The following is a 3613-nucleotide window of genomic DNA, read 5'->3' on the forward strand; positions in this document are numbered from 1 at the left end:
GCAAATGCAATGGAATCACATATAAACGGTAGTACAGATCTTCTCTAAAGCGACCTTCTTGAACTTCTTTCCAAGGGTCGCGGTTCGTTGCACATACGAAACGAACATCCACACTCTTCATCTTCGAAGAGCCGACTTTTTGAAAGGTGCCAGTTTGAATGAAGCGGAGTAGCTTAGTTTGCAGCTCTAAGTCCATTTCGCACAATTCATCGAGGAACAGGGTTCCACCATCTGCAAGTTCAGCCGCGCCTTGTCGATCCGTTGCCGCCCCAGTAAAGGCCCCTTTAACGTGACCAAACAGTTCACTCTCAATCAAATCTTTAGGAATCGCTGCACAGTTGATCGCGATAAATGGCTTATCACCACGCTTACTCGCAGCGTGAATGGCTTCAGCACATACCTCTTTACCGGTACCACTTTCACCTGTGATGAAAATACTGGCTTTGCTCGATGCGGCAGAATCGATCGTTCGGTAAACCTGCTGCATGGTTTGACTACTGCCAATAAAGCCTTGATAGTTCTGATTTCCTGGATGTTCCGAGCTATTTTTAAGTTTAGTGGCTTTGCGGATCGCATTGTTCACCGTAATACGAAGTCGGTCGGCTTCACACGGCTTGATAAGGAAATCTTGGGAACCATGTCGCATGGCTTCTACTGCGGTATCAATAGAGCCGTGAGCAGTCATGAAGATAACCGGAACTTCCGGATATTTTTGTTTTACAGCAAACAGTACATCCATACCCGTCATATCGGGCAGGCGTAGATCTAATAAAATGAGGTCTGGGATTCGATGGTTCAAACTCTCGATTGCATCGCGGCCAGTACCAACAATGTTAATATCAATTTCGAGCGGTGTAAGATACGATCGATACAACGCTGCTACCGACGCGGTATCTTCTACCATTAACAAATACTTCGATTTGTTATCTAACGTTTTTGATTGCATATCCTAGCCATTTATAATTTGCATTTCTTATTATAATCGCATTCCGCTTTGCATTATGCAAATTAACCACACTATTTATACTGTGTTCGTTTGCTTGCTTCAAACAATCAATGTGTTATCTATGTGGCACGAACGATGCAGTTATCTAACTGACCTTCGGGTCACCTAGCCAACTGACGTTGTTAGTGGACTTTGTGTCCACAGACGTAAGCCAGTAGAACATTTACTACTGGCTGTTTTTTGTCTGAAACACTCTCAATTCTTGTGCTGAAGGGATCAACTTCTTGAGTGGAAAGTGAGATTAGCTGTTGGTAATAAACTGCTTTCTTAGCTGCTCAATTTCATCACGCTTTTGTGCGGCCAATTCAAATTCTAGATTCTGAGCATGCTGATACATCGCAGCTTCTAGCTTGCTGATCTCTTTATCAAGCTGTTGTGGAGTCAGTACGACATAACTTTCAGAAGGCTCTGCCACCTTAGATAGAGGAACTTGCTTCGATTGGCGCTGCTGCTTCGACTTGGTTAGATCACCCAACTCCATAATGTCTTTGATATTACGTTTAAGTGCTTGCGGCGTAATACCTTGCTCTTCGTTATAGGCCTGCTGTTTCTCTCTACGGCGGTCGGTTTCATCAATCGCCTTTCTCATCGACTTAGTAATCGAGTCACCATATAGAATTGCTCGACCTTCCAAATTACGAGCTGCACGGCCAATGGTCTGTATCAAAGAACGCTCAGAACGTAAGAAGCCCTCTTTATCAGCATCAAGAATCGCCACCAGCGATACTTCCGGCATATCCAAACCTTCTCGAAGTAAGTTAATGCCCACTAACACGTCAAACTCGCCCAAACGTAGGTCTCTGATAATTTCTACGCGTTCAACGGTATCGATATCAGAGTGCAAGTAACGAACTTTAACGCCATGCTCACTCAGGTATTCAGTTAAGTCCTCTGCCATTCGCTTAGTTAGCGTCGTGACAAGTACACGCTCTTCTTTCACTGAACGTATTCTGATTTCAGACAATAGGTCATCAACCTGAGTCGCGACAGGCCTTACTTCAATAATTGGGTCTAACAAACCAGTAGGACGCACCACTTGATCAGCAATCTCACCGTCTGATTTTTCGATTTCGTAATTGCCTGGCGTGGCCGACACAAAAATTGTTTGCGGGGCTATAGACTCAAATTCTTCAAACTTCATTGGACGGTTATCCAATGCCGAAGGCAGACGGAAACCAAATTCAACCAAGGTTTCTTTACGAGAGCGGTCACCTTTATACATCGCACCAATTTGCGGCACGGTCACGTGTGACTCATCGATAATCAACAGACCATCATCAGGCAAGTAATCAAATAACGTCGGAGGCGCTTCCCCTTCAGCACGGCCACTCAAGTATCGTGAATAGTTTTCGATACCAGAACAGAAGCCAAGCTCGGTCATCATCTCGATATCAAACTGAGTTCTTTGAGAGATACGCTGTTCTTCTAGAAGCTTATTATTGTCTTTTAAATATTGAGCTCTATCACGCAACTCATCCTTAATCTTCTCAATCGCTTCAAGGATTTTCTCTCGTGGAGTTACATAGTGCGTTTTTGGATAAACCGTAAAGCGAGGCAGGTCTCTTTGCTTAACCGCACCAGTTAGTGGGTCAAAGATACTGATGCAATCCACTTCATCATCGAACATTTCAATTCGCACGGCATCTTGGTCAGATTCAGCCGGGAAGATATCAATCACTTCACCACGCACGCGAAACTGACCTCGTTCAAATGCGACGTCGTTTCTTGAATATTGTAGCTCCGCCAAACGGCGCAAAATATCACGCTGATCCATAACCTCACCACGACTCAAGTGAAGCATCATTTTCAAATACGATTTAGGATCACCAAGACCATAGATAGCCGATACAGAAGCTACAATGATGGCGTCTTTTCGCTCTAATAAGGCCTTGGTCGCCGAAAGTCTCATCTGCTCGATATGAGCATTCACCGACGCATCTTTCTCAATGAACGTATCTGTGGTTGGTACATACGCTTCAGGCTGGTAGTAATCGTAGTAAGAAACGAAGTATTCAACGGCATTATTTGGAAAGAATGACTTCATCTCACCATAAAGTTGAGCTGCCAACGTTTTGTTAGGCGCTAACAAGATTGCTGGTCTTTGAGATTGAGAAATGACGTTGGCAAGCGTAAAGGTTTTACCCGAGCCCGTTACCCCTAATAGAGTTTGATGTGCCAAACCAGAATCTAGTCCATCTAGTAATTTGGTAATCGCCGTCGGCTGGTCACCGGACGGACTGTAGTCCGATACCAAGTCAAAGAGTTTACTCATAGGTCGCCATTTCCATACTGTTTATTTAATCAGGTCATTGTCACTCTAGGAGGAGTGTCGTTGCAACTATTATCTAGAGAAATGCATCTTAAGATTAGATATCAGTTATAGCTTTTATTTTTGGAACTTGGTATTATCCGTGCCCCTGCAAGATCTCTTCAGCTAAATTACTCGATTTTTAATCCACTACTCTTCCCCAAAAAATCTAAAAATAGCACTTGTTTTACTGTTTATTTTATAATCTTAAAAAGTTATACAATCGTAATGTTTCGATATAAAACTTTTAAATACATCACGTTACCGCAGATTTTAACATTTTCAGATTTATCCCAATT

2 protein-coding genes are annotated in these 3613 nt (G+C 43.1%); both read right to left on the reverse strand.

What is annotated here, in order from left to right; genetic code table 11:
- A partial coding sequence (locus AB4496_RS17395; RefSeq protein WP_372131480.1) for a sigma-54-dependent transcriptional regulator occupies positions 1-946 on the reverse strand: 946 nt, incomplete at its 3' end.
- A gap of 301 nt (positions 947-1247) precedes the next feature.
- On the reverse strand, positions 1248-3278 hold the full coding sequence (gene uvrB / locus AB4496_RS17400; RefSeq protein ID WP_009848646.1) for an excinuclease ABC subunit UvrB: 2031 nt from the start codon (positions 3276-3278) through the stop codon (positions 1248-1250).
- Positions 3279-3613: the final 335 nt, after the last annotated feature.

Origin of the sequence: Vibrio sp. 10N.222.46.A1 (assembly GCF_041473595.1) — a bacterium.
GTDB classification, from domain to species: Bacteria; Pseudomonadota; Gammaproteobacteria; order Enterobacterales; family Vibrionaceae; genus Vibrio; species Vibrio tasmaniensis_A.